Source organism: Hyunsoonleella sp. 2307UL5-6, from assembly GCF_047345485.1.
Classification (GTDB): domain Bacteria; phylum Bacteroidota; class Bacteroidia; order Flavobacteriales; family Flavobacteriaceae; genus Jejuia.
The window spans coordinates 601,823-627,199 of sequence record NZ_JBLFEN010000001.1; the positions used below are offsets into that span (position 1 = coordinate 601,823).

Sequence of the window (25,377 nt, forward strand, 5' to 3'; positions counted from 1 at the left end):
TAAAAACCTGTGAGGACTTTTAAATTAAATTATTTGAGATCTTTTAAACGTATGCTTACCGCATTTTTATGAGCCTGTAAGCCTTCTGCTTCTGCCATTAACTCTATAGTCTCACCAATATTTAAAAGGCCTTCTTTTGATATTTTTTGGAAGGTCATAGTCTTCATAAAACTATCTAAATTTACCCCAGAATACGCTTTGCTAAAACCATTAGTTGGCAATGTATGATTGGTTCCAGACGCATAATCGCCTGCGCTTTCAGGTGTATAATCACCTATAAAAACAGAGCCTGCATTATTGATATTATCAACATAAAGGTCTTCGTTTTTACAACAGATAATATAATGCTCTGGACCATATTCATCAATTAATTCCAAAGCAGTAGCATCATCTTCAACATAAATTAATTTTGAATTTTCAATGGCTTTTTCTGCGATTATTTTTCGTGGTAAAGCCTGTAATTGTTTTTTAACTTGCTCTGAAACTTGGTCAATTAATACTTTAGAGGTTGATACCAAAATAACTTGACTATCTACACCATGTTCTGCTTGACTTAACAAATCTGAAGCTACATACGCCGCATTTGCAGTTTCGTCTGCAACAACCAACAATTCACTTGGGCCTGCAGGCATATCTATAGCAACACCATGTTTAGTGGCCAATTGTTTTGCTACAGTTACAAACTGATTTCCTGGACCAAAAATCTTGTATACTTTTGGAATACTTTGAGTGCCAAATGTTAATCCAGCTATGGCTTGTATTCCGCCTACTTTTATAATTTTGGTAACACCACATAGTTGTGCTGCAAACAAAATTTCAGGTGCCAGTTTACCTTTCTTATTTGGTGGCGAACACAATATTATTTCTTTACAACCTGCTATTTGGGCAGGAATTGCCAACATTAAAACGGTTGAAAACAAAGGTGCTGTTCCTCCAGGAATATACAATCCTACTTTTTGTATCGGGCGTTTCTCTTGCCAACAATCTACACCGTTAGTGGTTTCAATAGCTAATTTTGCTGTTTTTTGTGCTTTATGAAATACCTCAATATTTGCTTTTGCCTGTTTTATGGCATTTTTAAGATTTTCTGGTACTTCTTTTACAGCAGCTTCAATCTCAATAAACGTTACAATATTAGATGCTAATGCAACACCATCAAATTTATTGGTATACTTTTTAATTGCTGAATCCCCATCTTGTGAAACCTCGGTAAATATTTCGTTTACTGTAGCTTCAATAGCATCAACGGTTTGTGTTGGGCGTTTTAGGATCTCAGACCAACTTTTTTTATTTGGGTTTTCAATTATTTGCATAATTATATTTCTTTTAAAGCGATTATTCGCTTCGCTTTTAATGACATTACAGTACCATTTTTTCAATTGGGCATACTAAAATACCTTGTGCGCCTTTAGCTTTTAAATCGTCTATAACGCTCCAAAACTCATTCTTACTGATAACTGAATGTATCGAACTCCACCCTTCTTCTGCCAATGGCAAAACAGTTGGACTCTTCATCCCTGGTAAAACATCTATAATGGATTGCACCTTATCATTTGGTGCGTTTAACAACACATATTTAGAATTTCTACCTTTTAAAACCGATTGGATTCTAAACTGTATAGTTTCTAAAATAGCTTTTCGCTCTTCATTTAAGGTTGGAGATACCGCTAAAACCGCTTCTGATTTTAAAATGGTATCTACCTCTTTTAAATTGTTTTTAAATAAGGTACTGCCACTAGAAACAATATCAACAATAGCATCTGCTAAACCAATATTTGGTGCAATTTCTACTGAACCATTTATGATATGAAGATTTGCATTAACACCATTTTTATTCAAAAATTGCTTAACCGTATTAGGATATGAGGTTGCAATGCGCTTGCCTTCTAAATCTTTTATGCTATTATAATTATCTGCTTTTGGCACAGCGATACAAACACGACACGTTGAAAACCCTAGTTTTTCAACAATGCCTATACCTTCACCTTTTTCTATTAAAACATTTTCTCCAATAATAGCTGCATCCACTACACCATCTTTCAAATATTGAGGAATGTCTCCATTTCTTAAATAAAATACTTCCACCGGAAATCCTTTAGCCAAAGCTTTTAATTGATCTTTTCCATTATCAATAGAAATACCAATATCTTTTAATAAGCGCATAGAATCTTCGTTTAAACGACCCGATTTTTGCACTGCAATTCTTAATTTACTCATTATGTTCTTTTTATGAGTTTGAAACAATCATATTAGATTTTAAAAATAAAAACCCGCTTGATTGTCTCAAACGGGTTTAAAATATATTTTGATTTTATTCAATACATTTTCACTTCGCCTGAGAGCAAATATAAAAATGATGATGTAATTGAATAAAAGTCATGTTCTTTATTTATTTTTGCAAATATCTATAATTTCTATGATTAAATCCAAATTATAAATACATTTCTTAAAAAAATTCAATAGTAATAATATTTAAGTAATTAAAAACTAATACTTTTTTAAAAGAATATATTATGTATTGAATTTATTCTTTTTATTGATTTCCTAATATAATTGGCAAACCACTATCACCAGAACCAATCACAATAACTTTACTGTTAGGCGATTCTGACAACTTCATAGTAGCCTCAATACCTTTATCTTGAAGAATTTTATCTGTTAATGATGCACTTAAAATTTTATTAGATTTCGCCTTACCTTCTGCTTCAATAATTTGTTTTTGCGCTTCTTTTTCAGCAGTAACTAATCTAAATTCGTATTCTAAAGATTCTTGCTCTTGGCGTAATTTACGCTCAATAGCCTCTTTAATAGTATTTGGCAAAGTCACATCACGCACTAAAACTTCATTAAGTTGCACATATTGTTTCTCTAAAATCTTTTTAGTTTCTTCAAAAATTTCATCTTGAATAGCATCACGCTTACTAGAGTATAATTGCTCTGGGGTATAGCGCCCCACAACACTTCTTGCTGCACTTCTAATAGAGGGCATAATAACGCGTTGTAAATAATTTTGACCAAGAGATTGATGTAAGTTTCCTAAATCTTTATACACTGGTTCGTACCAAGCAGAAGCATCAATCTGGATTTCTAATCCGTTTGATGATAATACTTTCATTTTCTCAAAAAGTTCTTGCTGACGCACTTCATAGATGTAAACCTTATTCCACGGTGCTACAATATGAAACCCTTCTCCCATTGGTGGCTCATCAGTAACTACACCTTCTCCAAAAGTTTTAAAAAGAACTCCAGCTTCACCAGAATCTATGGTTACAGCAGACTTAGCTATTAGAACAAATAAAACAACTACTACTATTATTATTGGGAATGCAATTTTTGGTAATTTTTCCATTACTATTTATTTAAATTAATCCGTTATATTTTCTTATAAACCATTCGATGGATAGTGTTAATACTATCACACCTAAGAGGTATTTCCAATCAATCAAAGGTACGGTATTTTTATTGCTTTTTTGAATAGGTTTATAGCTTTGATTTGATGATAATTCTACAGCTAAATCCTCTAAATTATTAATAAAATAGGAAGCTCCTTTAGTGTTAGCACCTAATTGCCTTAGTTTTGCAACATCCGCATTTAAAAATTGTGCTTCAATATTATATTCTAAAACTTCAAAACGTCCAAATTTTGATATGTTATCACTTTTTGAACGCACCGTAAAATTATATTTTGAAGCCTTTAAACCGCTTAAATCTACTTGATAATTATTATTTTTTAGAATGAATGGTCGTATACTTTTTTCTTTTGAAACAATATCTTCAAGAATCAACTCTAAAGATTGACGCTCATCAAATTGATAGTTTTTATCAAAAGCTTGAGCTTTTAATATGATATTGGTATTCCCTGTATAAAACGATTCGTAATCTACCGTAAGTCTACTTTTTCTTTTATTGGAGGCTAAATATTGTACAAGTTTGCCAATAAAGTCATCAAATGAATTAAACGATGTTTCGTTTAAAAAACTTTGAGCGCGCCATTGCCATATATTCTCTCCAAAAATTATTCCTATTCTTTTACCATTATCTTCTAAAGTTGCTAATAAAGGCTGATTTTTAGAAATCCCTAAGACTGTTTTTTCTAATAAAGTTTCAAACGAATCATCTTTAAAGGTTACATCACCAAATGGTCCTTTTAGTGGTGGAAACGATTCAAAATTTATGTCTTCAATTAAAAAAGGCGCATAATTTGCATTTAAATTAGCCTGAAAATCTTCGGTTTGCCCTGTAGCTGCTATACTAAATATTTTAGATGTTTTATTTAAAAAATATAAATCTGCTTTTGTACCAACCACTACCAAAGTGTTCTTATTTTCTTTATCTAATAACTCATAAATCCGCTTAAACTTAATATTTGGCTGATACAGTATAACTAATTGAAAATCATTTACTTTATCTAATATTCTGTAAGGATCAGTGATAACTACAGATCTCTGTTCGTTACTTTCTATACTTTTTTTAAAAGCGCCTAAATCTGGATGCAAAACATCACTTACTAACGCTATTTTTGTTTTTTGATCTATTACCTCAACAGCAAAGTTTTTTGTATTATTTACAGTGTTTTTTTCATTATTAATTGGTTGCAATGTTGCACTATAACTTTTTACACCCACGCTACTCGCTGGAAGCGTTAATGTTATAACTTTTGAATTGTCCTTTTTAGAAAAATTAAGCACTTTAGAATACAATACCTTATTTCCTTGACGAATAGAAAATGTTGAACGAATAGCGGTATCACCTTGATATACCACAATAGCCTCAACAGGAAATTTATTTTTCAGAAATGCATATTTATTTACATTAAGTTGTTGGATTTTAATATCGGTATAGGTTATTGTATCTCCTAAAATAATAGGATAAACAGGTTGTGTGTATGTGTTTGAAACTGAATAATCATTTCCAAATGTTTGATTGCCATCTGAAATTAAAACTATAGGCGCTACATTAGTTTTATAAACGTCTGAGATTTGACGTAATGCCTTATCGATATTACTTGATTTTGATTTAAAATCTAAACTATCTAATTGTTTTATATTGTCATCAAATGAAAATATTTCTACATCAAAATTTTTATTGATTTCCGAATTTTGTTTAAAATAGTTTAAAGCAGTTAATGCATTTTCACTCTGTTTTAAATGTGCTATAGAGTTTGAATTATCAACAGCTACAATAAGTTTAGGTTTTTCAGTGTAAATCTTTGTTTGAGTGAATTTAGGGTTAATTAGTAAAATTAAAATTGCAAATATTGATAAAAACCTTAGAAACGTTAATACTACAGGAAGTTTGCCTTTAAGTTTTGATTTATATGTATACTGAAAAAGCGCTACAAGTAGCGCTATTATTCCAGATACTATTATGTATAATACTGTTTCTGTTTGCATTAAATTTTTAACTACTGTAAAAAAGATGCTTTCCTTCGATGGGATGATTAAAATTAAGTTAACATACCACCATCAACATTTAGTGTTTGTCCTGTAATGTAAGCACTTAAATCGCTTGCTAAAAACACACATGCATTGGCTACATCTTCAGGTGCTCCACCTCTTTTTAAAGGAATACCAGCTCTCCAACCTTTTACAACGTCTTCATCAAGTTTAGCTGTCATTTCAGTTTCTATAAATCCTGGCGCAATTACGTTGCTTCTAATATTTCTGGAACCTAACTCTAAAGCTACAGATTTAGAAAAGCCTATGATTCCTGCTTTAGAAGCTGCATAATTAGTTTGTCCTGCATTACCTTTCACCCCAACTACAGAGCTCATATTAATAATTGAACCTTTGCGCTGTTTTAACATAGTGCGCTGTACTGCTTTCGTCATATTAAAAACCGACTTAAGATTCACCTCAATAACTTTATCAAAATCATCTTCCCCCATGCGCATAAGTAAGTTGTCTTTAGTGATACCAGCATTATTTACTAAAACATCTATACCACCAAAATCGGCTATAACATCTTCCGCTAGTTTTTGAGCTTCATCAAAACTTGCCGCATTACTTTGGTAACCTTTTGCGTTTACACCAGCTTCTTTTAACTCTTTTTCTAGTGCATTTGCAGCGTCAACAGAACTGCTATATGTAAATGCTACGTTTGCACCATGTTCTGCAAATACTTTAGCTATTCCTCTACCTATACCGCGACTTGCTCCTGTAATTATAGCTGTTTTTCCTTCTAATAATTTCATTTTATAGTTGGTTTATTAATGTCTTTTATTTTACTAAATTCTATTTAATCAAATATAATAAATACCTATTGGATGTTACAATAAAGCTAACGATTTTTAATATTTGCTGGATTTGGATTAAGGATTGAAAACTTCGGCTAAACTTAGCACAGGCTTCATATTTGAAATTCTATAGTTTAGATGTATTGAGTAAAGAAAACCTGACCCTTTGTGGCAAGGCCCAAATTAGTATCAAAAAAAATCCGTTAACTGATTTAGCTAACGGATTTTTTAATTTTATGAATTTATTACCCCATAACTTCGGCAACTTTTTTACCTATTTCTGCTGGTGAGTCTACCACATGAATACCACATGCACTCATAATTTTCTTTTTAGCTTGAGCAGTATCATCGCTTCCACCTACAATAGCTCCAGCGTGCCCCATAGTTCTACCTGCTGGTGCTGTTTCTCCTGCAATAAAACCAACAATTGGTTTTTTACTTCCGCTTTCTTTATACCAGTTTGCAGCATCTGCTTCTAGCTGACCACCAATTTCTCCTATCATTACTACAGCCTCTGTTTCTGGATCATTAATTAGCAATTCTACTGCTTCTTTTGTAGTAGTACCAATAATTGGATCTCCACCGATACCAATAGCTGTGGTAATACCTAAACCTTGTTTTACTACTTGGTCTGCAGCTTCGTAAGTTAACGTTCCAGATTTAGAAACGATACCAACTTTACCTTGCTTAAATACAAAACCTGGCATAATACCAACTTTTGCTTCACCTGGTGTAATTACGCCAGGGCAATTTGGACCGATTAAACGAGAACCTTTATCTTTTATGTAATTTGATGCTGTAATCATATCAGCAACAGGAATACCTTCTGTAATTGTAATTATCACTTTTATACCTGCATCAGCAGCCTCCATAATGGCATCGGCAGCAAATGCTGGTGGTACAAAAATAATAGTTGTATCTGCTCCTACTTGCTCTACAGCTTCTTGAACAGTATTAAATACAGGCTTCTCTAAGTGCGTGTTACCGCCTTTTCCCGGAGTTACACCACCAACAATATTAGTGCCATACTCAATCATTTGTTCAGCATGAAACGTACCTTCGCTACCTGTAAAACCTTGTACTATTATTTTTGAATCTTTATTTACTAAAACACTCATAAGTGATATTTTTTGTTTTTATTTTAAGTCTAGCAAAAGTAATTTATTAACGTCAAAATTTAAAGCAAATCTCTACAATTATTTAAATTCAACATAAATATTAACGTTTCTTTTGATTCTTGAGTTCTTTTAGAATTTCAGGTATTTTCCTAATGTATGCCATTTCTTTAAATTTCTCTCTAGCTTCAAATGCTGGTGATCCAAAATAGGCTTTATTTTCGTCAGTTGTGTGCCCTAGTCCAGATTGCGCATATATCTCTGTACCTTTGGCTATAGTAATACCACTTTTAACGCCTACTTGTCCCCAAATTGTTACATTATCTTCAACAACTACACAACCTGCTATACCTGTTTGTGAAGCTATTAAGCAATCTTTACCTAAAACGGTATCGTGCCCAATCTGTATTTGATTATCTAATTTTGAGCCCTCGCCTATTCGTGTATCAGCTGTAACACCTCTATCTATAGTACATGCTGCTCCAATATCTACATTGTTTTCTATAACAACGCGCCCTCCAGATTTTAGTCTATCGTAACCTTCTAGTCGTTTTTTATAATAAAAAGCATTTGCTCCTAAAACAGTACCTGCGTGTATGGTAACATTATTACCTATAACTGTATCATCATAGATACTAACGTTAGAATGAATAATACAATTATTACCAATTGTAACATTATGGCCTATAAAACAATTGGGCTGAATAGTTGTATTATCTCCAATTACTGCAGTTTTTGAAATAGTTGCGGTTGCCTTTATAAAAGGCCTGTAATAATCAGTTAGTTTATTAAAATCTCTAAAAGGATCATCACTAATAAGTAGTGCTTTCCCATCAGGACACTCAACTTTTTTATTAATTAAGATGATAGTAGCCGCAGATTGCAATGCTTTATCGTAATACTTTGGATGATCTACAAAAACAATATCTCCAGGCTCTACAACATGTATTTCGTTCATGCCTAAAACAGGGAAATTAGCATCACCAATAAACTCACAATCAATTAGTTTTGATATGTCTGCTAATGTTTGTGGTTTATTAAATTTCATAGGTTATAATTCATTAAATGACGCGTTTATGTACTCAAAGGTATTTTCATATTTAAATCTCCTATCTTTCATAGTCCAATTCATAATCATATAAATATGTTCTTCTCCTTCAACAAAGGCTACAACATAAAAAAAGTCTAATCCATCAACAATACCTTCCATCTTAAACTGTCTTGCTGGTAAATTATTGATATGCGTTAAACCATAATCTTGTATTTTAATATCTTCAATAACCTCTTGAAACATTTGTTTTTGAATATGCAAGTAGTTTTCTATTGGAGACAGGTTTTCATCATATTCTCCAAATTCTTTAAACCCATCAATAAAACTTTGCTTGTCTTCTTCTATCACAACAGTATATGTCTCTTTAAAAATATTTGCATATTCTAAAGAAGCCTCGTCGTGTAGACTAGGCATGTTTTTCATATACTTCGGAATACTAACTTTGTAAAGATTATCTATACTAATAGTTGAAAAATTACTTGCAGAAATTGACTCAGGCTGGTTTGAAGAACCTGAAAAATTGTCAACAGCCTGTTTAAGTTTATCTATACAACTCGAAAAAACTAATAGTGTAATTAAAACAAAAGAATACTTTACAATACGTTTCATTATTCCTTAACACGTTCTTTGTAAGTCCCTTTTTCTGTTTCTACTTTTATCTTATCGCCTTCATTTATAAATAAAGGTACATTTACAGTAGCGCCTGTTTCAACTGTAGCAGGCTTTGTAGCATTTGTTGCTGTATTACCTTTAACCCCAGGCTCTGTATGTGTAATTTCTAAAATTACGCTTGCTGGCATTTCAACTGAAAGTGGCGAATTATCTTCCGAATTTATAATTACAGTTACAACCTCTCCTTCTTTCATTAAATCTGGTCTATCTAAAGCTGCTTCTAATAAACGAATTTGTGTGTAATCTGCTTCATTCATAAAATGATAAAATTCACCATCATTGTATAAATATTGAAACTTATGCGTTTCTACGCGTACATCATCTAATTTATGTCCTGCAGAAAAGGTGTTATCAATTACTTTTCCATTGGTAACACTTTTTAATTTTGTTCTAACAAATGCAGGCCCTTTACCAGGTTTTACGTGTAAAAATTCAATAACTTTATAAATATCATTATTATATCTGATGCATAATCCGTTTCTAATATCACTTGTATTTGCCATAAATGTTTTATCTAATTTTTTAGTTTGATTTGAAATACCCTTTCATGATACCTCTGTGCGAATTTTTGATGAATTGAAGCACCTCATCACGCTCTGGAGTTGCTTCCATTTCAGCTTCAATAATTTCAGAAGCTTGTGTGTTGTTATAATTTTTTTGATATAAAATTCTATATATATCCTGAATTTCTCTAATTTTTTCTGTTGAAAATCCTCTTCGCCTTAATCCGACAGAATTAATACCAACATAAGAAAGCGGCTCGCGTGCTGCTTTTACATAAGGCGGTACATCTTTTCTCACCAAAGACCCACCAGTAACAAATGCATGGTTACCAACCGATACAAATTGATGTACAGCAGTCATACCAGCCAATACCACATAGTCTCCCACATTAATATGTCCTGCAAGCGTACTGTTATTTGAAAAAATACAATTATTGCCTACAATACAATCATGAGCAATATGACAATAGGCCATTATTAAGCAATTATTACCTATTACAGTTTTCATTCTATCTGCAGTACCACGGTTAATTGTAACACATTCTCTTATGGTTACGTTATTACCAATTTCTACAGTTGTATCTTCATCATTATACTTTAAATCTTGAGGAACAGCTGAAATTACTGAGCCAGGGAAGATGTTACAATTTTTACCAATACGTGCACCTTCCATAATGGTAACATTACTTCCAATCCAAGTACCTTCACCAATTACAACATTATTATTAATAGTTGTAAAAGGCTCTATAACTACATTTTTTGCAATTTTAGCGCCTGGGTGTACATATGCTAAAGGTTGATTCATATTTCTTTTATTATTTTACTTTAGAAATTTGCGCCATAAGCTCAGCTTCGGCACATAATTTACCATTAGCATACGCATAACCTTGCATATGACAAATTCCTCTTCGTATTGGTGTTATTAGCGAACATTTAAATATTAAAGTATCGCCAGGACTTACTTTTCGTTTAAATTTCACTTTATCCATTTTCATGAAAAATGTTAAATAATTTTCAGGGTCTGGCACTGTACTTAAAACTAATATACCGCCTGTTTGCGCCATAGCTTCAACAATTAAAACTCCTGGCATAACTGGTGCTCCTGGAAAATGACCTTTAAAAAACTCTTCGTTCATGGTTACATTCTTCATACCAACCACATGGTTTTCACTTAATTCAAAAACCTTATCTAATAATAAAAATGGTTGACGATGCGGTAACATGTCCATTATTTGAGTTACATCCATTAATGGCTCTTGGCTCAAATCTATATTTGGTACGTTGTTACGTCTTTCGTTTTTTATAATTTTAGATAACTTTTTAGCAAACTGCGTATTTACAAAATGCCCTGGCTTATTAGCAATAACTTTACCACGAATTCTTGTACCTACCAAAGCCAAATCTCCTAAAACATCTAGTAATTTGTGTCTTGCGGCTTCATTAGGATAATGCAAGGTTAGGTTATCTAAAATTCCATTTGGTTTTACAGATATATTCTCTTTATTAAAAGCTATGCGTAGTTTCTCCATAGTTTCTGGAGATAGAGGTTTATCTACATAAACAATAGCATTATTTAAATCACCTCCTTTTATTAAACCATGTTCTAAAAGCATTTCAATTTCATGTAAGAAACTAAAAGTTCTAGAGTTGGAGATTTGATCTTTAAAATCTGAAATTTGACTTAATGTAGCATTTTGAGTCCCTAATACTTTAGTACCAAAATCTACCATGGTAGTAATTTGATATTCTTTAGCAGGCATTACTAATATTTCACTACCGCTTTCTTCGTCTGTATATGAAATTACATCAGTTACTACAAACTCTTCTCTTGTAGCATCTAGCTCTACTATACCTGCGTCTTCAATTGCTTTAATGAAAAATTTTGATGAGCCATCCATAATTGGCGGTTCTGAAGCATTAAGCTCAACTATAACATTATCAACATCTAAGCCTACTAAAGCAGCAAGGACATGTTCGGATGTTTGAATGGTAACACCATTTTTCTCTAAACATGTACCCCTTTGTGTGTTTGTTACATAATTTGCATCTGCCTCAATAACAGGAGCTCCTTCTAAATCCACACGTTTAAAAGCCAATCCATAATTAGCTGTTGCTGGCTTAAGCGTTAATGTTACATTTTTACCAGTGTGTAATCCTACTCCTGTAAGAGACACTTCGTTTTTTATAGTTTTTTGTTTGTTTTCTGTATTAACTATTGCCATAGCTTTTTTCTATATCATTAAATTTCTTAATAATTTTTGGTAAATTTTTAAAATGCACATAAGACTTATTATAGTCACCATACGCTAATGCTGGCGATCCTTGTAAAACCTCGTTATCTTTTACATGTCGTCCAATACCTGATTGTGCTTGTATTTTTACATTATCACCAATTGTAATATGACCAACAATACCAACCTGACCACCTATTTGACAGTTTTTGCCAATTTTTGTAGATCCAGCTATACCCGTTTGAGCTGCAATAACCGTATTCTTACCAATTTCTACATTATGAGCAATTTGTATTTGATTATCAAGCTTTACGCCTCTTCTAATAATTGTAGAACCTAGCGTAGCTCTATCTATAGTAGTAGCAGCTCCAATATCAACAAAATCTTCTAAAATTACATTTCCTGTTTGTGGTACTTTTTGGTATTCCCCTTTTTCGTTAGGCGCAAAACCAAAACCATCTGCACCTATTATAGCGCCAGAATTTATAACACAGTTGTTACCAACAATACATTCTGAATAAATTTTAGCCCCTGCAAATACCAAGGAGTTGTCTCCAATTTTTACATTATCGCCTATATATGTGTTTGGGAAAATTTTGACATTTTCTCCAATAGTTACGTTTTCTCCAATATATGAAAAGGCACCTATATATATGTTTTCGCCGTATGAAGAAGATTCAGCAATAAAAGAAGGTTGCTCTACTCCAAACTTATTAAGCTTTACTTGATTGTAATATTCTAAGAGCTTAGAAAAAGATTTATAGGCATCTTCAACTTTAATTAAGGTTGTAGAAATTTTATCTTCAGGCTCAAATGTTTTATTAACTATAGTAATTGAAGCCTTGGTAGAATAAATATAAGATGTGTATTTAGGGTTTGCCAAAAAGGTTAATGCGCCTTCTACACCTTCTTCAATTTTTGCCAGTTTAGATACTTTTACATTTGCATCTCCAACTATATCTCCTTCTAATATGTCTGCTATTTGTTGTGCTGTGAATTTCACACGTGTTGTGTTAGTTTGATTGTTTAGTTTAAGCAAAAATAGGAAAAATGTACCAAAGTTATAACGCCCTGTTTTTTAAGATATTCTATGGTTGTGAACAATTTTTGAATATCTAATAACGCCTTTAGATTTATTTAGGATAGCATATATAATATTTGGTTACTGGCTTTGACAATGCTTTCAAATTTAAATGATCGGATGCTTTTACAATATCTTGAATTTTTCCTGACTTATATAGAATATTAATATTCTGCTTTTTTGTTTGATATGCTTGATGATGAATTTCATCAGAAAACACAAAATATGTTGCATCACTTTTACTAATACTGTGTTTTTTTATTAAGGCATTAATGTGTTTTTCTAAACTTAAAGCTTTAATAGGTTTATTTTTTATTTTAATCTTTAATAAATCTCTATTAATCACCATATCACACAAGTTTCTAAGTACAAAATCGTCATGGTACTTCCACTCTTTCATTGCAGATACAATATCATAATCATCTAACTCATAAAAAATATCAAGTGTTTTATTAGTAAAACTTTCTAAAGAAATATCGTTTTGTAAAAAATATTTTAAAGGTGTACTAGCGTGTAATTTTACACCATTATTAGTAAGCGCTTTAGCTCTTGATAGTACACGAATTAATAACTGTTCAGCCACTAAACCAGTTTTATGTAAATATACTTGCCAATACATAAAACGGCGTGCAATAATAAATTTCTCTACACTGTAAATGCCTTTTTCTTCAACTACTAAGTTGTCGTCTATAACGTTTAGCATAGTTATTAAACGCTCGCTATTTACATTACCTTCAGCTACTCCTGTATAAAAACTGTCTCGTTTTAAATAATCTGCTCTATCAATATCTAATTGGCTAGAAATAAGCTGGCACATAAACGGGCGCTCGTATTCACCTTTAAAAATTTTAATGGCAAGCGTTAAACTTCCGTTAAATTCAACATTTAAACGCTCCATAAATAACAGCGATATTTGCTCATGAGATATGCCGCTAACAATACTATGCTCCATAGCATGAGAAAATGGCCCATGACCAATATCATGCAATAAAATTGCAATATACAGCGCCTCTTCTTCTTCTTTAGAAATTGTAACTCCTTTAAAACGAAGTATATTGATAGCTTTCTGCATTAAATGTACACAACCAATGGCATGATGAAATCGTGTGTGATGTGCACCTGGATATACCAAATGAGACATTCCCATTTGCGTAATTCGCCGTAACCTCTGAAAGTATTTATGCTGTATAAGATCAAAAATTAACGAATTTGGAATAGTAATAAATCCGTAAATTGGGTCGTTTAGTATTTTAAGTTTATTCAAACTTTAAATGTTTACATTAGTTATTACAAATATAAATATATGAAGTCCAACTATTGGGCATCACAACATAAAATAGACATAGCATGATTAATATTCTTTGGGTTGATGACGAAATAGATTTATTAAAACCACATATTTTATTCCTTGAAAAGAAAAACTATAAGGTGACGACGTGCAATAGCGGTACTGAAGCTATTGATATCATTGAAGATACAAATTTTGATATCGTATTTTTAGATGAAAACATGCCAGGATTAACAGGATTAGAAACCTTACATGAAATTAAAGAAAAAAAAGATAGCATTCCAGTTGTGATGATTACCAAAAGTGAAGAGGAATATATAATGGAGGAAGCTATTGGAAATAAAATAGCTGACTACTTGATAAAACCTGTAAATCCAAATCAAATTTTGTTGAGTTTAAAAAAGAATCTAGACCACTCAAGATTAGTATCTGAAAAAACAACATCTAATTATCAACAAGAATTTAGAAAAATAGCTATGGATATGGCTATGGTAAATTCTTATGAAGATTGGGTAAGTTTATATCAAAAATTAATTTATTGGGAAATTCAACTTGAAGATATTGAAGACGCTGGCATGTTCGAGATTTTAGAATCTCAAAAAACAGAAGCCAATATCCAGTTTGGTAAGTTTATAGAAAAAAATTATCCAGATTGGTTTGATGATTATGATGCACCTGTAATGTCTCACACTCTTTTTAAAGAAAAAATTGCTCCAGAGTTAAGTAAAGAACAGCCTACTCTATTAGTTGTAGTTGATAATTTAAGGTATGACCAATGGAAAGTTTTTGAACCCATAATTAATAATTATTACAAAAAAGAGCAGGAAGAAGCTTTTTTTAGCATTCTTCCAACTGCTACACAATATGCAAGAAATGCTATTTTTTCTGGATTAATGCCCAGCGAAATGGAAAAACTATACCCTCAATATTGGAAAAACGATACTGATGACGGTGGTAAAAATTTACACGAGGCCGACTTTTTAAAAACACAAATGCAACGTCTTGGACTTAATGATTTTAAGTGTGGATATCACAAAATAACCAATTTAAAAAATGGTAAACGTTTAGCAGATAATTTTAAAACATTAAAAGAGAACGACTTAACTGTAGTAGTATATAATTTTGTTGATATGCTATCACATTCTAAAACAGAAATGGATGTTGTTAAAGAATTAGCATCAAATGATAAAGCCTACAGGTCATTAACACTAAGTTGGTTTAAAAATTCGCCTTTATTAGAAATGATTCAACAAGCACAACAGTTAGGATTTAAATTAATTTTAACCACAGATCATGGTACTATTAATGTAAAAAATCCATCTAAAGTTATTGGTGATAGAGATACCAGCTTAAATTTACGCTATAAAACAGGTAGAAGTTTAACGTTTGATAAAAAAGATGTGTTGGTAGCTGATGATCCTAAAAATATACATTTACCAGCTATAAATATGAGTAGCTCTTTCATTTTTGCTAAAAGTGATTTGTTCTTCGCTTATCCTAATAATTATAACCATTATGTTAGTTATTATCGAAATACGTATCAACATGGTGGCGTTTCATTAGAAGAAATGATAATTCCCTTCACAGTTTTTAGCCCTAAGTAGCTCTTAATCATCCTTGTAATACAAAAAACATCGACGAAACGCGTTTTTTCTTTGAATTTATAGAAATTATTGCTTAACTTTGTGAATAAGGTTTATTAAAATTGGAAATTACTTATAGTTTAAATGAAGTTGATGATGTAGCTAAAAAGCTCATTAATAATGTAGACGCTAAAACTATTTTATTATATGGTAAAATGGGTGTTGGAAAAACAACGCTCGTTAAACGTATAGCAAAAGCTTTAGGAAGTGACGATGACGTAAGTAGCCCCACCTATTCTATAGTTAATGAGTATAAAATAAAAGATGGAATGTTATATCATTTTGATTTATATAGATTAAATGATATAGAAGAAGCCTTTAATTTTGGAATTGAAGACTATTTATATTCTAAACATTGGATTGTAATAGAATGGCCAGAATTAATACAACAACTATTATTAAAAGAAAAATATAATAATGTGTTTTTAGAAGAAAAAACGCAAAATGTTAGAACACTAAAATTAACCAAACAAAAACAACCACAGCAAGAGTAAACTTACATAACTACTACATACGATTAAAACGATACGGTAAATCCACAACATAATTTTTAAAAAACTATGTTTTTAACATATTTTTAACATTTATACCTGTAAGCACCCCGATTCGTAACATATATTTGAGGTATTAATTAATTAAATCCCTTAAAGAAATGAAAATTAAAAAGTATGTTATTGCAACCGCAATTTTTGGAGGAATGTTATTTTTAGCTAACGCTGTTAACACTTACACTGTAGATGTTGAAGAAACAGCAAAAATCGATAGAACGAGAATCAAACAAGCTCCAAACGGGTAAAAAAAAATATATAACAGGAACTGTAATAGCTACTATAATAGCTATTACTCCTTATTTATTTTATTTATATGAAAGTGTTCCACAAACAAAATTGTGGAGCACTTTTTTATTTGATTTTAATAGTAATTACTATGAAAGTGCGCAAACAGCTTTTTGGATTCTAACTGGTAAAATTATACCCATTTATTTACTGTTGATATGGTTTTTCACATGTCGCCATTGGTGGTTTCATGTTTTACTAGTACCGATTGCAATGTATACATTTCAAGTAATGAATATATTAAATGATGATTTATCATATGTTGATGAATTTCAAATGATTTATATGATTCCTATAATGGCTATTATCATTCCCTCTATCTATTTGATAAGAGCTAGAATTTTTAATAAAATAAACGACGCTACAAAATCATTAGAAGAGTTTGAAGAGGAATTTAAAATATCTCCAAAAAACTTTTGGGATAAAGTAAAACAGTATTTTTAATAATTATTACTTTTCTAGTCTGTCACGTTCACCTAGTTCAATATCATCTTTTTTAACTTGAAGTCTATAATTACCAAACTTATAATTAAAACCAACTACAAACAGTCTGTTTTCTAAATTAGAGTTTGAGAACCAATCTTGATTTAAGTATCTCGTAGTTTGAGTAAAATTTCTAGTGTTAAATAAGTCTCTAATTCCAATATTTAAAGAGGCTCTATTTTTCCAAAATGTTTTATTTAGGTTTATATCTACCCCTAATCTACTACTAATATCACTAGGGCCATTAAATATAGAGCTAATATAGTCTACACCAACATCAGCAGTTAAACTATTATCTTTTAAAAAATTAAAATAGTTAGTTACGTTTGCATATACAGACCACCTTTCATTACTCAAGAGTTCGTTAGTACTACCAAGAGCAAAAAAATTATTTTCATAAAAAAATAGCGAGGATAACACATACAAATTCCAATGTTTGGTAATGCTTGTATAGGTAGTAAAGTCTAAACCATAAGATTCGTTATGGTCTATGTTCGTAAAAATGTATTTAAGCAATCTATTATCATTATCTTGAACAGGTAACTCCAATGTAGGGTTATTTTCGTAACGGTAATAAGCTTCAAACGTAAAAGTGTTATTAATTGTATAGCCTAAGATAAAACTATCATCAATTTCTGGCAATAAATTTGGATCTCCTGTTATAAAAGCGTTATCGTTTAAAAAATATCTAAACGGATTTAACTGTCTATATCTAGGTCTATATATGCGTTTATTATAACTAAAATAAATCTCATCATCATTTTTTAATCTATTTAACACGTAAAAAGAGGGGAATAAATTTGTATAATTATTAATAGTTGTTGTGTTGTTGACTTGAGATTGACCTTCAGTTTCTGTAATTTCAACTCTTAAACCTGCTTTTATACTCCAACGTTCCCAGTCTTTTTGATAGCTTGTATACGCAGCGTAATTTTTTTCATCGTATATAAAAACATCAGAATTATTAAAATCTTCTTCTCTCGTTCCGTTTTCAAAACTAAATTGGTCTAAGATGTTATCAGAATCTATACGAACTGCTTTTAGTCCTATTTCTAATATTGAGCCGTCTTCAGAAGGTAATTTATAGTCTATTTGGCCCGTCACTAATTCAATTTCCTGATCAGAAAACGTTTGAAACCTATTATCTCTAAAAGACGATGTTGTATTAGGTAGAAAATAACCCGTATCTACATTTTGAAATTCAGAAAAGTCATAATTAGTGTGATGCAAATCTATAGATAATTGCTCATCCTCTCTTTTAAATTTATGAATATAACCCAAAGAAAAAGCAAGGTTAAATTTTTCAGAGACTAAATTATTAAAGGTTCTAAAAGAAGAGTCTAAAACCTTATTAGCCCCAAAAACGTCTGTTAAGCTATTAACTCGTGTTTTAGAATTATCTCTTGGCGCTATTAACGTATTTGCAGAAAAATTTAAACTATTCCTATCATCAAAATCATAATTTAAAGTTCCTGTAATATTTTGGTTATCAGATTCTTTATCTCTTCTAAAATCGGTTTCCCAAGTAGATGTAACCGTATTGTTATCAATAAAGTTAACCTCTTCTAAATTATTTCTAAAATCTTTTCGCGGGCTAATATTATAATTAACATAAGCACTTAATTTTTTAGATTTAAAAAAGTGACTTGTACCCAAAGAAAATTTTGGAAATTGAAATCCCTGTTGGTAATTTCCAAAAACACTACCATGATACCCTGCAATAATATTTTTACTTGTTTTTATGTTAAGTACTGCACCACCTTCGGCATCATATTTAGCTGGTGGGTTAGTTATAACTTCAATAGTTTTTATATTATTAGCTGGTGTAGCTTCTAACAGTTGCAATACTTCAGCACTTGATAAATGTACGCGCCTATCGTTAATATAAACTATAGGAGGTGTGTTTTTAACAGAAATTGAACCATCACTTACAATAACACCAGGGGTGTGTTTTAACACATCTAAAACATTAGAGTTGGAGAGTGTAGAATTCTCTATATCAAAAATTAATCTATCAACTAAACGCTTTACTGTTGGTCGTTTTGCAGTGACTACCACACCTTCAAGATTTTCATACTGCTCATTTAAGATAATATCCTTAAAATTCACATTACCAATTAACTTAATTTTACTAGAAAATTTGTTATATCCTAAATAACTGATTTTTATAATATAGGTTGATGGTTTTAAATTTTCCAACTTAAAAAAACCACTATCTTCAGTTGTTGTTCCTGAGATTATATTAGAACCCACAGTATCCTCAATAACTACATTAGCATAAGGTATTGGTACATTGTTTTTATCTTTAACAACCCCTTCAATAATATAGCTTTGAGAGAACCCTGTTAAGAAAGACAAAAAAAATAAGAGAGATGTAGTTATAAAACGCATAGACTATTACTAAACAAAATTAGAACAATTAAATTGAAACTAAATGGGTAAATACCACATATTATTTGTTGCTTACTCTTACAAAATTAAATTAATAGGTAAAACAACTAAATAATTCTCTTTCAAAATATATAATACCCAAAAATATTTGTAATTTCAATTTTGCTAAATATACCTATGATGTCTGAATCTTTGTCGCCATTTACTAAGCAACAACTACTTCCACAAGAAGAAAAACTAGAAATTTTAAAACATAAACGACAATTATATATTGGCGTACCAAAAGAAACTACGCACCAAGAGAATCGTATTTGCTTAACACCCGATGCTGTATCTGCTTTAGTAAGTAATGGTCATAAAGTTTTAATTGAATCTGGAGCTGGAAAAGGAGCAAGATTTAGTGATAAAGATTATAGTGAAGCTGGGGCGAAAATCTCAAACGACACCTCCAAAGTATATTCGTGCCCAATGGTGTTAAAAGTAGAGCCACCAAGTTTAGAAGAAATTAATTTGATGAACCCGCAAGCAATTTTAATTTCTGCGTTACAACTAAAAACAAGAACTAAGAAGTATTTTGAAGCTTTAGCCGCAAAACGTATTACAGCCTTAGCTTTTGAATTTATAAAAGATGAAGATGGTACATACCCTGCAGTTCGTTCATTAAGTGAAATTGCGGGTACAGCTTCTGTTTTAATAGCGTCAGAATTATTGTCCAATGATAAAGATAGTTTGGGCTTAATGCTTGGGAATATTAGTGGCGTACCTCCTATTGAAGTAGTTATTTTAGGTGCCGGAACCGTTGGAGAATATGCTGCAAGAAGTGCCATTGGTTTAGGTGCAGGAATTAAAGTTTTTGATAATTCTATAACTAAGCTTAGGCGTATACAAACCAACTTAGGAAGATCATTATTTACTTCAACCATACAACCAAAAAATTTACTCAAAGCCTTAAAAAGATGTGATGTGGTTATTGGTGCGGTAAGAGGCACTAATAGAGCGCCTGTTGTTGTATCTGACAGCATGGTGGGGCACATGAAAAAAGGAGCTGTTATTATTGATGTAAGTATAGATATGGGCGGTTGTTTTGAAACTAGTGAAGTAACCTCTCACTTAAAACCTACATTTGTTAAACATGGTGTAATTCATTATTGTGTGCCAAATATACCTGCCAGATACTCAAGAACAGCATCTGTTTCTATTAGTAACATTTTTACACCTTATTTAATGAAAATTGCTGAAGACGGCGGTATAGAAAATTCCTTAAGGTTTGACAAAGGTTTAAAAAATGGGTTGTATTTTTACCACGGAATTTTAACAAATAAATCTGTTGGCGAGTGGTATGATTTAAAACACAGTGATATTAATCTATTGATTTTTTAAAGCCTACTTCTCCCCCATTCAATTACTATAAATGAAACTAATACAACGTATAGGCTATTATTTAGGTGGCTTTTCTATTGGGCTAGTAATTCTGGCTTTTTTTTTAAGTGGCAAAAAAACCTCTTGTGCCTATGGCCCTGAAGCAAGAGTGCTAAAGAATATTACTTCAAAACCTTTTAAATATTCAGAAGCTATTTTAAATAAACTAGATACATTAAAGATTAATGAATTATTAAAAACAGGAGATGTTAATTTCTCAAAAAGTACACCTCGACAAACACCTTGCGGTATTTACTTAATTGAAAATGAGTTGAATGATAAAGAGATTGAAATATCAGTTCAAAACTGTGATAGTTTAGTAACCATCATAAATTTATCTTCTATAGAATGATAAAGCGTGTATTTGATTTTATTTTTGCTCTACTAAGTTTAATTATTTTATTCCCTATTTTATTTTTAATTGCTGTAATTATAACCTTAAACTCTAAAGGTTCTGCTTTATTTATTCAAGAACGCGTTGGGCAACATAACAAACCATTTAATATATATAAATTTCGTACTATGTATGTTAAGTCTCAAAAAAAAGGACTTTTAACTATTGGAGATCATGATGCTAGGGTAACAAAATTTGGCTATTTCTTAAGAAAATATAAAATTGATGAATTCCCCCAACTTTTAAATATTATTAAAGGTGATATGAGTTTTGTTGGCCCAAGACCAGAATTGAGGTATTATGTTAACTTTTATAAACCAGAAGACTTAATTATTTATAATTTAAAACCAGGTATTACTGGATTAGCTTCTTTAAAGTACAGAAATGAGGTAGAATTATTAAAAAAAGCAGATGATCCTGAAGCTTATTTTATAACTACAATTATTCCTGATAAACTTAGGTACAATAAACTATACTTAAAAAAACGAAACTTCTTTTTTGATTTAAAATTGATATTAATAACAATATTTCGTGTAATTTTTAGGTAATTATTTAATCAACTTTGGATTATCCTTTTATTATTGATATTTTTCGAATGTTATAATAAGTTTAAAATCAATGACTAATCCCAATTTTGAAAGCATTAAAAATTTACTTGATACTTCTGGTTTATTATCCAAAAATACGATACCACAAAAAACGCCTATAAACTATGATTTTTCAGGTGAAACCCTTTTAATAACTGGAGCTGCTGGCTCTATAGGAAGTGGCTTATGTAATTTATTATTTACTTCTAATTTTAAACGTTTGATTTTAGTTGATAATGCTGAAACTCCTCTATTTTACTTAAAAAACAGTATAAATCTTAAAGAAAAAAATAATGTTGAGTTTATACTGGGTGATATTAGAGATAAACCTCAAATGTCTTATATTTTTGAAACCTTCAAACCCACTTACATTTTTCATACTGCTGCATATAAGCATGTATCAATAGTTGAAGAAAACCCCTTTGCAGCCATTAAAACTAATATTCTTGCAACAAAGTTACTTTCAAAATTGGCAATAGAGCACAACTCTAAACGTTTTATATTTATTTCTACAGATAAAGCTGTTAACCCAGTTGGAGTTATGGGGATGACAAAATTAATTTCTGAAAACTATCTATCACAACTCAATAGTAATACAACACAATTTATTTCTGCTCGCTTTGGTAATATTTTTGGCTCAAATGGATCAGTAGTACCATTATTTATAAGTCAACTTAAAAATGGAAAAGATATAACTATTACTAATAAAAATGTTAGTAGATTGTTTATTGATAAAACCAAAGCTTGTCGTTTAATATTAGAGTTAGTAAAACTTGATATGCTTAATTATGCAAAAGTTTCTTTTGAAATGGGTGCACCTATTAGAATAATAGATTTAGCTAAAGTACTTATTTCTGAATTTGAAACTATCAAAAAAACGTCTGCTAAAATTAATATTTCAGAGTTATCAGAAGGTGAAAAGTTACATGAATCGATTATCTCTAAAAGCGAACAATTAATCTTAACCTCAAATAAAAACATATATTATATAGCTGAAAATCATCATAAAATAGACTTACAAGAACTTGAAACTATCAACCAGAATACAACTAATTATGATGTTAAAGACATCCTCAAAAAACTATGTAAAACCTAAGCTAGCTTTCTCCTTTTTTTCTCTTTTTTAATAAGGTTTAGCTCTCTTCCTGTTTGTCCAGCAACTGAAGTATTTTCTTCAGCCCGTCTTATTAAATAAGGCATAACATCTTTAACTGGGCCAAAAGGCATATACTTAGCCACATTATAACCTAAATGTGACAAGTTAAAACTAATATGATCACTCATACCATATAATTGTCCAAACCAAACACGAGGATCATTATTTAAAATCTGGTTTTTAGCCATTAACTCTGTTAGTAAATATGAGCTTTCCTCATTATGTGTGCCTGCAAAAACCGATATACAATCTAAATGTTCAATAATATATCGTAAACCAGTATTAAAATTTTCATCGGTTAGCTCTTTACTTTTGCATATTGGCGATTCGTAATTCTTATCTTTTGCACTTTCATTTTCTTTTTCTATATAAGCACCTCGCACTAGTTTGTAACCAAGATAGTACCCTTCAGCTTTTGCTCTTGCGTGTTCTTTCTGCAAAAAAGTCATTCTATCATGTCTGTACATTTGCAAGGTATTATAAACAACAGGTTTTTCTGTATTATATATTTTCATCATTTTAGTTACTAAAGCATCAGCTGCATCTTGTATCCAACTTTCTTCAGCATCAATTAAAACTGCAACATCATACGCCTTTGCCTTTTTACATACCGCATCAAAACGAGCCTCTATCCTTTTCCATTCTTCAATTTCATTATTATTCAATTCTAAATTTTTATTTTTCTTTTCATATAAACCAAAACGTCCAAAACCAGACGGCTTAAAGACTGCTATAGGTATAGCATCCAAAGCTTTTGCAAATTCTATAATATTTAAAACAGTATCTAAGGCACTATCAAACTCCTGTTCATTTTCTTTACCTTCAACTGAATAATCTAACACAGAGCTTACACCTTTATCATACATGCTATGTATTACTGGTAAACAATCTTCTTCATTTATCCCTCCACAAAAATGATCAAATACGGTTGAACGAATTAAACCTTCAATAGGCAAATTTGCTTTTAAGGCAAAATTTGTAGCTGCAGTACCAATTCTAACTAATGGCTCAATTGATATCATCTTAAATAAAAAATAAGCGCGTTCTAGTTGAGAATCATTTTTTAAGCTAAAAGCAATCTCAGTATTATCAAAGGTATTCTTGTTAATCATAATCTACTTTTTCACAAAGATAATTATACTCAAATTACCTTTTTTGTTAAAAACTACTTAATTTCGCAGGCTAATAATCAAGTGATTTTTTATGGATTCCATAACAGCAAATAATGGCATTATTCATTTTAACAACGTGTGTTATCCAAAACTCAACACACATATAAAAGAACATAATTTCTCAAAAATTTTTATTCTTGTTGACAGCAATACTCATGAGTGTTGTCTACCATATTTTATGTCTAATTTAGAATATAAAGGTAGCATTGAAATTATAGAAATTGAAGCTGGAGAAATTCATAAAACTATTGATACTTGTGTTGGAGTTTGGAACACCTTATCTGAGTTAGATGGTGATAGAAAAAGTTTACTTATAAATATTGGTGGTGGTGTTGTTACAGATTTAGGAGGGTTTGTAGCTTCAACATTTAAAAGAGGTATTGCTTACATTAATATACCTACATCTTTATTGGCAATGGTAGATGCCTCTGTAGGTGGAAAAACTGGTGTAGATTTAGGAACTTTAAAAAACCAAATAGGTGTTATAAGTACTCCAGATATAGTTTTAATTGACACTAATTATTTAGATACATTACCACAAGAACAAATGCGATCTGGGTTAGCTGAAATGTTAAAACACGGACTAATAAGTAGTGAAGAATATTGGAACAAGTTTACTAATTTTTCTGAATTATCATTAAAAGATTTAGATGTTTTAATTTACGAATCTGTACTTATAAAAAAGGCTGTGGTTGATGCTGATCCCTTTGAAAACAGCTTAAGAAAAACATTAAATTTCGGGCATACTCTAGGACATGCTATAGAGTCTTATTTTTTAAGTAATTCTAGTAAAAAAGATTTATTACATGGGGAAGCTATTGCTATAGGTATGATTTTAGCCCTTTATATATCAGAAAAACTGGTTGGTTTTCCAACTCTAAAATCCCAAAGTATTAAAGATTTATTTAGAACATACTATGGAAAAGTTGATTTTAATGATGAAGACTATGATCCAATAATTGAGCTCTTAAAATATGATAAAAAGAACTCTCATGGAAACATAAACTTTGTTTTACTTGAAGATATTGGAAAAGCTAAAATTGATTGCTTAGTGGAGGAGTCACTAATCCTAGAAGCGTTTAAATATTATTTAAAATAAAAAAAAGTATTAAAAAAACCA

At 30.8% G+C, this 25,377-nt stretch carries 23 protein-coding genes; 8 read left to right on the forward strand and 15 right to left on the reverse strand.

The window, feature by feature from the left end; translation table 11 throughout:
• Positions 1-29 precede the first annotated feature (29 nt).
• The 13 genes from hisD to ACKGJY_RS02735 form a co-directional block, all read right to left on the reverse strand.
• Complete coding sequence (gene hisD, locus ACKGJY_RS02675) at positions 30-1,313, reverse strand: histidinol dehydrogenase (protein ID WP_413972297.1); 1,284 nt, start codon at positions 1,311-1,313, stop codon at positions 30-32.
• Between the two features lie 46 nt (positions 1,314-1,359).
• A complete protein-coding gene (gene hisG / locus ACKGJY_RS02680; protein WP_413972298.1) occupies positions 1,360-2,217 on the reverse strand; it encodes an ATP phosphoribosyltransferase in 858 nt (285 codons plus the stop codon).
• A gap of 316 nt (positions 2,218-2,533) precedes the next feature.
• Positions 2,534-3,349, reverse strand: a complete 816-nt coding sequence (locus ACKGJY_RS02685) for a prohibitin family protein (protein WP_413972299.1) — start codon at positions 3,347-3,349, stop codon at positions 2,534-2,536.
• 10 nt (positions 3,350-3,359) lie between these two features.
• Positions 3,360-5,393, reverse strand: coding sequence for a VWA domain-containing protein (locus ACKGJY_RS02690; protein WP_413972300.1), 2,034 nt, complete (start codon positions 5,391-5,393; stop codon positions 3,360-3,362).
• Between the two features lie 53 nt (positions 5,394-5,446).
• A complete protein-coding gene (gene fabG / locus ACKGJY_RS02695) occupies positions 5,447-6,193 on the reverse strand; it encodes a 3-oxoacyl-[acyl-carrier-protein] reductase (protein ID WP_413972301.1) in 747 nt (248 codons plus the stop codon).
• A gap of 287 nt (positions 6,194-6,480) precedes the next feature.
• Positions 6,481-7,353, reverse strand: coding sequence for a succinate--CoA ligase subunit alpha (sucD, locus tag ACKGJY_RS02700; RefSeq protein ID WP_413972302.1), 873 nt, complete (start codon positions 7,351-7,353; stop codon positions 6,481-6,483).
• Positions 7,354-7,453: 100 nt separating this feature from the next.
• Positions 7,454-8,398: a UDP-3-O-(3-hydroxymyristoyl)glucosamine N-acyltransferase gene (locus ACKGJY_RS02705; RefSeq protein WP_413972303.1), complete on the reverse strand. Its 945-nt coding sequence runs from the start codon at positions 8,396-8,398 to the stop codon at positions 7,454-7,456.
• Between the two features lie 3 nt (positions 8,399-8,401).
• Positions 8,402-9,010 carry a hypothetical protein gene (locus ACKGJY_RS02710; protein ID WP_413972304.1) on the reverse strand — a complete coding sequence of 203 codons (609 nt, stop codon included), beginning with the start codon at positions 9,008-9,010 and terminating at the stop codon, positions 8,402-8,404.
• The gene (gene efp / locus ACKGJY_RS02715; RefSeq protein ID WP_413972305.1) at positions 9,010-9,576 is read right to left on the reverse strand and encodes an elongation factor P; all 567 of its coding nucleotides are present in this window, start codon (positions 9,574-9,576) and stop codon (positions 9,010-9,012) included. Before efp ends, ACKGJY_RS02710 begins: the two co-directional genes overlap by 1 nt.
• Before the next feature lie 19 nt (positions 9,577-9,595).
• Positions 9,596-10,381 (reverse strand): acyl-ACP--UDP-N-acetylglucosamine O-acyltransferase, encoded by a 786-nt coding sequence (gene lpxA / locus ACKGJY_RS02720; protein WP_413972306.1) that lies wholly within the window; start codon positions 10,379-10,381, stop codon positions 9,596-9,598.
• Between the two features lie 10 nt (positions 10,382-10,391).
• Positions 10,392-11,798: a bifunctional UDP-3-O-[3-hydroxymyristoyl] N-acetylglucosamine deacetylase/3-hydroxyacyl-ACP dehydratase gene (locus ACKGJY_RS02725; protein WP_413972307.1), complete on the reverse strand. Its 1,407-nt coding sequence runs from the start codon at positions 11,796-11,798 to the stop codon at positions 10,392-10,394.
• Positions 11,785-12,810, reverse strand: a complete 1,026-nt coding sequence (gene lpxD / locus ACKGJY_RS02730; protein ID WP_413972308.1) for a UDP-3-O-(3-hydroxymyristoyl)glucosamine N-acyltransferase — start codon at positions 12,808-12,810, stop codon at positions 11,785-11,787. Before lpxD ends, ACKGJY_RS02725 begins: the two co-directional genes overlap by 14 nt.
• A gap of 130 nt (positions 12,811-12,940) precedes the next feature.
• Positions 12,941-14,152, reverse strand: a complete 1,212-nt coding sequence (locus tag ACKGJY_RS02735; protein ID WP_413972309.1) for an HD domain-containing protein — start codon at positions 14,150-14,152, stop codon at positions 12,941-12,943.
• Between the two features lie 83 nt (positions 14,153-14,235).
• Here ACKGJY_RS02735 and ACKGJY_RS02740 point away from each other — a divergent pair, with 83 nt between their 5' ends.
• The 3 genes from ACKGJY_RS02740 (at position 14,236) to ACKGJY_RS02750 (ending at position 17,099) form a co-directional block, all read left to right on the forward strand.
• Positions 14,236-15,780, forward strand: a complete 1,545-nt coding sequence (locus ACKGJY_RS02740) for a PglZ domain-containing protein (RefSeq protein WP_413972310.1) — start codon at positions 14,236-14,238, stop codon at positions 15,778-15,780.
• A 101-nt stretch (positions 15,781-15,881) separates the two neighbouring features.
• Complete coding sequence (gene tsaE / locus ACKGJY_RS02745; RefSeq protein WP_413972311.1) at positions 15,882-16,313, forward strand: tRNA (adenosine(37)-N6)-threonylcarbamoyltransferase complex ATPase subunit type 1 TsaE; 432 nt, start codon at positions 15,882-15,884, stop codon at positions 16,311-16,313.
• A gap of 243 nt (positions 16,314-16,556) precedes the next feature.
• Positions 16,557-17,099, forward strand: coding sequence for a hypothetical protein (locus tag ACKGJY_RS02750; protein WP_413972312.1), 543 nt, complete (start codon positions 16,557-16,559; stop codon positions 17,097-17,099).
• A 6-nt stretch (positions 17,100-17,105) separates the two neighbouring features.
• On the opposite strand, the gene ACKGJY_RS02755 is transcribed toward ACKGJY_RS02750, so the two are convergent.
• Complete coding sequence (locus ACKGJY_RS02755) at positions 17,106-19,529, reverse strand: outer membrane beta-barrel protein (protein ID WP_413972313.1); 2,424 nt, start codon at positions 19,527-19,529, stop codon at positions 17,106-17,108.
• 180 nt (positions 19,530-19,709) lie between these two features.
• Here ACKGJY_RS02755 and ACKGJY_RS02760 point away from each other — a divergent pair, with 180 nt between their 5' ends.
• From ACKGJY_RS02760 to ACKGJY_RS02775, 4 genes are all read left to right on the forward strand, one after another.
• Complete coding sequence (locus ACKGJY_RS02760; protein WP_413972464.1) at positions 19,710-20,909, forward strand: alanine dehydrogenase; 1,200 nt, start codon at positions 19,710-19,712, stop codon at positions 20,907-20,909.
• 31 nt (positions 20,910-20,940) lie between these two features.
• The gene (locus ACKGJY_RS02765; protein WP_413972314.1) at positions 20,941-21,300 is read left to right on the forward strand and encodes a hypothetical protein; all 360 of its coding nucleotides are present in this window, start codon (positions 20,941-20,943) and stop codon (positions 21,298-21,300) included.
• Positions 21,297-21,890 carry a sugar transferase gene (locus ACKGJY_RS02770; RefSeq protein WP_413972315.1) on the forward strand — a complete coding sequence of 198 codons (594 nt, stop codon included), beginning with the start codon at positions 21,297-21,299 and terminating at the stop codon, positions 21,888-21,890. Before ACKGJY_RS02765 ends, ACKGJY_RS02770 begins: the two co-directional genes overlap by 4 nt.
• A 70-nt stretch (positions 21,891-21,960) precedes the next feature.
• The gene (locus ACKGJY_RS02775) at positions 21,961-23,025 is read left to right on the forward strand and encodes a polysaccharide biosynthesis protein (protein ID WP_413972316.1); all 1,065 of its coding nucleotides are present in this window, start codon (positions 21,961-21,963) and stop codon (positions 23,023-23,025) included.
• Here the strand turns inward: ACKGJY_RS02775 and ACKGJY_RS02780 are convergent.
• Positions 23,022-24,197 carry a proline dehydrogenase family protein gene (locus ACKGJY_RS02780; RefSeq protein ID WP_413972317.1) on the reverse strand — a complete coding sequence of 392 codons (1,176 nt, stop codon included), beginning with the start codon at positions 24,195-24,197 and terminating at the stop codon, positions 23,022-23,024. The two genes, ACKGJY_RS02775 and ACKGJY_RS02780, sit on opposite strands and share 4 nt — an antisense overlap.
• 91 nt (positions 24,198-24,288) lie before the next feature.
• On the opposite strand from ACKGJY_RS02780, the gene aroB reads away from it, so the two are divergent.
• The gene (gene aroB / locus ACKGJY_RS02785) at positions 24,289-25,356 is read left to right on the forward strand and encodes a 3-dehydroquinate synthase (RefSeq protein WP_413972318.1); all 1,068 of its coding nucleotides are present in this window, start codon (positions 24,289-24,291) and stop codon (positions 25,354-25,356) included.
• Positions 25,357-25,377: the final 21 nt, after the last annotated feature.

Coding starts and splice junctions, on each gene's coding strand:
- ACKGJY_RS02740 (WP_413972310.1), top strand. CDS start 14,236: ATGATTAATATTCTTTGGGTTGATGACGAAATAGATTTATTAAAACCA.
- ACKGJY_RS02765 (WP_413972314.1), top strand. CDS start 20,941: ATGAAACTAATACAACGTATAGGCTATTATTTAGGTGGCTTTTCTATT.
- ACKGJY_RS02685 (WP_413972299.1), bottom strand. CDS start 3,349: ATGGAAAAATTACCAAAAATTGCATTCCCAATAATAATAGTAGTAGTT.
- ACKGJY_RS02705 (WP_413972303.1), bottom strand. CDS start 8,398: ATGAAATTTAATAAACCACAAACATTAGCAGACATATCAAAACTAATT.
- ACKGJY_RS02690 (WP_413972300.1), bottom strand. CDS start 5,393: ATGCAAACAGAAACAGTATTATACATAATAGTATCTGGAATAATAGCG.
- fabG (WP_413972301.1), bottom strand. CDS start 6,193: ATGAAATTATTAGAAGGAAAAACAGCTATAATTACAGGAGCAAGTCGC.
- efp (WP_413972305.1), bottom strand. CDS start 9,576: ATGGCAAATACAAGTGATATTAGAAACGGATTATGCATCAGATATAAT.
- ACKGJY_RS02760 (WP_413972464.1), top strand. CDS start 19,710: ATGTCTGAATCTTTGTCGCCATTTACTAAGCAACAACTACTTCCACAA.
- ACKGJY_RS02780 (WP_413972317.1), bottom strand. CDS start 24,197: ATGATTAACAAGAATACCTTTGATAATACTGAGATTGCTTTTAGCTTA.
- lpxA (WP_413972306.1), bottom strand. CDS start 10,381: ATGAATCAACCTTTAGCATATGTACACCCAGGCGCTAAAATTGCAAAA.
- ACKGJY_RS02775 (WP_413972316.1), top strand. CDS start 21,961: ATGACTAATCCCAATTTTGAAAGCATTAAAAATTTACTTGATACTTCT.
- hisG (WP_413972298.1), bottom strand. CDS start 2,217: ATGAGTAAATTAAGAATTGCAGTGCAAAAATCGGGTCGTTTAAACGAA.
- hisD (WP_413972297.1), bottom strand. CDS start 1,313: ATGCAAATAATTGAAAACCCAAATAAAAAAAGTTGGTCTGAGATCCTA.
- ACKGJY_RS02750 (WP_413972312.1), top strand. CDS start 16,557: ATGTTGAAGAAACAGCAAAAATCGATAGAACGAGAATCAAACAAGCTC.
- ACKGJY_RS02755 (WP_413972313.1), bottom strand. CDS start 19,529: ATGCGTTTTATAACTACATCTCTCTTATTTTTTTTGTCTTTCTTAACA.
- ACKGJY_RS02770 (WP_413972315.1), top strand. CDS start 21,297: ATGATAAAGCGTGTATTTGATTTTATTTTTGCTCTACTAAGTTTAATT.
- sucD (WP_413972302.1), bottom strand. CDS start 7,353: ATGAGTGTTTTAGTAAATAAAGATTCAAAAATAATAGTACAAGGTTTT.
- ACKGJY_RS02725 (WP_413972307.1), bottom strand. CDS start 11,798: ATGGCAATAGTTAATACAGAAAACAAACAAAAAACTATAAAAAACGAA.
- ACKGJY_RS02710 (WP_413972304.1), bottom strand. CDS start 9,010: ATGAAACGTATTGTAAAGTATTCTTTTGTTTTAATTACACTATTAGTT.
- aroB (WP_413972318.1), top strand. CDS start 24,289: ATGGATTCCATAACAGCAAATAATGGCATTATTCATTTTAACAACGTG.